Annotated in this window: 5 protein-coding genes and 2 pseudogenes; 5 read left to right on the forward strand and 2 right to left on the reverse strand. The window is 38.2% G+C overall.

The genetic code is table 11. The annotated features are described in order from the left end of the window. Positions 1-116 precede the first annotated feature (116 nt). The 3 genes from ACYVIL_RS19410 (at position 117) to ACYVIL_RS19420 (ending at position 1,978) form a co-directional block, all read left to right on the forward strand. Entirely contained in the window at positions 117-884 is a 768-nt protein-coding gene (locus ACYVIL_RS19410) for a reverse transcriptase domain-containing protein (protein WP_460314310.1), read from the forward strand. 158 nt (positions 885-1,042) lie between these two features. Then, positions 1,043-1,576, forward strand: a complete 534-nt coding sequence (locus ACYVIL_RS19415) for a hypothetical protein (protein ID WP_460314312.1) — start codon at positions 1,043-1,045, stop codon at positions 1,574-1,576. A 108-nt stretch (positions 1,577-1,684) separates the two neighbouring features. Then, on the forward strand, positions 1,685-1,978 hold the full coding sequence (locus tag ACYVIL_RS19420) for a hypothetical protein (RefSeq protein ID WP_460314314.1): 294 nt from the start codon (positions 1,685-1,687) through the stop codon (positions 1,976-1,978). A gap of 182 nt (positions 1,979-2,160) precedes the next feature. Here ACYVIL_RS19420 and ACYVIL_RS19425 read toward each other — a convergent pair whose 3' ends face one another. Continuing rightward, on the reverse strand, positions 2,161-2,949 hold the full coding sequence (locus ACYVIL_RS19425) for a PEP-CTERM sorting domain-containing protein (protein WP_460314316.1): 789 nt from the start codon (positions 2,947-2,949) through the stop codon (positions 2,161-2,163). A 290-nt stretch (positions 2,950-3,239) separates the two neighbouring features. Between ACYVIL_RS19425 and ACYVIL_RS19430 the strand changes: the two are divergent. Beyond that, positions 3,240-3,412 (forward strand): annotated as a pseudogene (locus ACYVIL_RS19430) (transposase); the annotation flags it as partial. Positions 3,413-3,500: 88 nt separating this feature from the next. Here the strand turns inward: ACYVIL_RS19430 and ACYVIL_RS19435 are convergent. Next, positions 3,501-3,986, reverse strand: a pseudogene (locus ACYVIL_RS19435) (TetR/AcrR family transcriptional regulator); the annotation flags it as partial. A gap of 76 nt (positions 3,987-4,062) precedes the next feature. Between ACYVIL_RS19435 and ACYVIL_RS19440 the strand changes: the two are divergent. Then, positions 4,063-4,153: transposase (locus ACYVIL_RS19440; RefSeq protein ID WP_460314318.1), on the forward strand; the 91-nt coding region annotated here is incomplete at its 3' end.

The following is a 4,153-nucleotide window of genomic DNA, read 5'->3' on the forward strand; positions in this document are numbered from 1 at the left end:
TTCAAATTAAAGGAGAAAGTTATCGAATTAAAGAAAAGAAACAAGCAGGTTTAATGGAAAAAACAACCAAGTAGTGGATCACATTTAAATTGATCGAGTGGATCAGTTTTCAATTGATGTTGACAATTGATGATAACGCGCTGTTGAGCTTAATAGGGCAATGGTTAAAAGCACGAATAAAGTCACCAGAAGGGGATTATCTCAAGCCACAAAGTGGCACACCACAAGGCGGTATCATTAGCCCCGTGTTGGCCAACATCTATTTGCACTATGCATTGGATTTATGGTTTGAGAAGAAGGTAAAACCTCGCATGAGAGGCAGAGCCATGCTGATACGTTATGCAGATGATTTTGTGTGTGCGTTTCAGTATGCCAATGATGCCGAACGGTTTTACAGCGTGCTGCCAAAACGACTAAAGAAATTCAAACTGGATACGGCACCAGAAAAGACCAGCCAGATAAGGTTTAGTCGATTCCACCCAAGTCGTAAGCGCCAGTTTGTGTTCTTGGGTTTTGCATTTTACTGGGGCACTGATGCAAAGGGTAACCCTCGATTAAGGCGACGAACTGCGAGTCAAAAGCAGCGAAGTAGCCTAAGCGAACTTTACCACTTCATCAAAGCCAAACGCTCGCAGAAGCTAGCGATTTGGTTACCTCAATTAAAGCGCAAACTCACAGGGTTTAGAAATTACTTTGGGCTACCCGACAACAGCCGCAGTTTGAGCAAGCTGTACAACTATGTATTGCATAGTCTTTACAAATGGCTGAACAGGCGCAGTGGTCGTCGAAGTTACAATTGGAGTAATTTTAAGAAGATGCTAGAGTATTTCCAAATACAGAAGCTACGAGTTAGCAAAAGAGTTATCCATGTTGACTGGTATTAAAGTGGCCGTGATTTACACGGGTGAATATATAACTGAAGAGCCGGATGCGGTAATTCCGCACGTCCGGATCTGTGTGGGGTCGGCTCAGTAATGGGCCGCTCTACCACGATTGTTTTTTCGCAAGCCACTAGGATTTTTTAACAAAGGATTTGAAGTACATGAAGTTTATCAAGGTTACAATGCTCATTTTGAGCGTCGCTATCATTGTAGCAATACTCTCATACCAGAAAATCATCTCAAATATATTGCTACCACAGTATATTCATTGGGCGGTTGAAATAGATAAAGAAGGTTTAAAGTCTGGAGTACCTCTAAATGCACAAGAATTATCCTTAGCAAAAGACATAGGAATTCAAAACCCAGAAAAAGTAAGGGTAATATATGTGGATGAAGTTCCGTTCCCGTACGAAAACTTTGCGCTTAAAACACTAGGTGAAGCACTCGGGTTCATTGGTGAAGGTATAATCAACAACGCTCAGGTGTTCGGATACTCAATTTATGTTCGTAATGGTTACTTACTAAATAGGCCAAAGCTAGCTCATGAATTGGTACATGTACTTCAAATTGAACGAACCAGTCTTGACCAGATAATAACTCAGCACTTCTCGGATTTAGCAGAGTATGGTTACGATAAAGCACCTTTAGAAGTTGAAGCGTTTAAAGCGAATAAAGAATATGCGAGCGATTGGTAACCATGCGTTATAGGAAAAAAAACATAAAAAAACGCTCAATGAGACAAAACACAATGCCGCTTCGCATTTTAGCATGGCGCTTTTTCCGTTAGCTTAGCGTTATGTTTTATGAATAAGGTTTTAGAGTTAGCATATTTTATAGTTTTATTATTTTTTCTTACTGAAGGAAGAACTCTGTTGGTGCTGGCTTTAATATTTTCTTACTCAGCATTTTTATATTTCAGAGACAAAGTGGTTCTTTGGTTGTCTGTAATATTTTATGTTTGGTTTGCTATTTTAGAGATATTACAGGTAGCTGAATTTCCTTTAATTAATGACGATGAATATATTTTTGGTATCGCTTTTTATATTGTTTTATTTATACCTCTCATCATTCAGATTATTCGGAGTAATAAAACATAACATAGGCATTGAAATGGACTATTTACCTAAGCAGTCATCTAAATATACCTTTGAAAATGACTTTGCTTTCAGCCGACCTAACTTTAAATGTTTATTACTAGCAACTGATTTAGGGGGGCTTTTTAACACCTGAGTAGGAGAAGGTGGTGACACCTAACCTACTCGGTAAATTGTTAAAGATATTATTTGATAGCTTTACGACGACGTAAGCCAAGCAAGCCTAGCCCGACCAGCAACAACCCTGCCATTCCAGGTTCAGAAACCGTGGTTACATCAGTAGTAGTGGTATCAAAATTATCAAAAGATAAGTTGTTAGCGTCAATTAAAAGATTACGATGGCCGCTATTTAAAGTGTTTACAATGGTGTAGTCAAAAACAACCGTTGACGTATTGGTAAATGTAAATGACGCTGCAACATCAGCTTGGTCCTGATTGAAGGAGTCTAAACCATCTTGTCCATCTACAGCATTGGTTCCTTTTCCTGATGCTGTAATAGATCCATCTGAATTCTCAGAAATAGTAAGTGCTGTGGTAGTGGTGTATTCAACAACTGAAGGAGTGTAAACGGTCACTTCATCGTAATAAATATTGCCAAATTTGCGATTACCATCAATATCATAGAAAAATAAATTGAAAGAAAAGTCAAAGTTAGGTGAAAAGACTTCAGTGAATTCACTATCTTCATATAAAGTGAATGCGTAAGTCGTTGTCGTATTACCACCCTGATTAATAATTATATCATCAGCGACAGAACCACTGGTTGTGCTACCACTATCTTTATATAAAGTTAATGCAACAATTTGTGCATACAAAGATACATCATTAAAGGTAGCGGCCGGTGACGTAAAACTTAGAGAACTTGAACTCAAAATTTCTGATTCAAGATTAACCTCACCAAAGTCAAGATCAATTACATCTGCATTAGCCATAGAAGAGGCCATTAAGATACTAGCTAGTACTATTTTTTTCATATTTTACTGATTCCAATTTATACACCGAAACCCCTAAGCACATACCGTGCCAAATAGTAAGCTTATGATTTTAAATTTATTATGTTGTTTTTTTGGGGTGTTTTAATTAACTGTAAAAATAACTGACAGTGTAATTTGCTTCATTTATTGTAATAGTTTTGCTGAAATAACAGCACTTACTTAACAAGACACCCACTTACTTAACAACACTACTTAACAAGACACCCATTCTAAAAAAGTAGTTAAATCTCAGCTTTGCTCTAGGCTTTAGTGTGTTAATTGAAGGGGAAGTAACAGGGCAAAGTTATGAACATAGGCGTGGCTGTATAGAAAATGGGTTGTTGGGCCTGTATTTTCTATAGATATATGAGCCTATGCTGTTATGAGTAATCACACTCATGTGGTGCTGTGGGTTGATAAAGAACAAGCGGATAGTTGGTCTATATCAGAAATCCTAAAACGGTGATGCTGAGTAATTATGGCTCGGCACAATATAAACTAATTATTCAGACCTCAACTAGCTGCGCGCTTTTCGTCAGCATTTCGGGGTGTTATATTCCACCTAATATCAATCGAGCCTGCTGTCGGCAAGAGGTTAAAATATTTTTAACTAATCTATCATCTTCTATGGTTCTAGAAACGGCTACCGCTCCGATAATCATGGAGGTTAATGAAAGTATATCTTCTTTGTTACAGGGCGTTTCAGTGCCAGCATAATCCATAATAATTTTATTCATGTTCTTGTATGTGTGGGCATATGTTTTCTTTGCGGTTTTATCCCGTGAAACTATGTCAGTTGCCAAAAAAGCCAGTGGACAAGGCTTTTCTCCTTTTACGTGCTCAATACTAAGATATCCATTCAGTAACTGACTGAGCCACTCTTTCGAAGATGTTTCTTTAGGCTTCGTTTTTGCCAGTTCGCTGTTTGTAGCAGAAAACTTTAGCGCTTCACTATATAAGTCAGATTTGCTTTTGAAGTGAGCATAAAAAGCTCCCCTTGTGAGGGAACAGTCTTGCATCACTTCATTCACAGAAACCGAACTGTAATCCCCCCAGAAAGTCGGAGCAGTTTTAAGTTGAAATTCCCGTTAAACTAAAACGAAGGAGTTTTCTATGCGTAAATCGAGATATACCGACAGTCAGATCCTGGCGATCATAAAACAGAATGAAAATGGCGTGAGTGTTCCTGAACTCTGTCGTGAGC

This window comes from Aliiglaciecola aliphaticivorans (genome assembly GCF_054782055.1).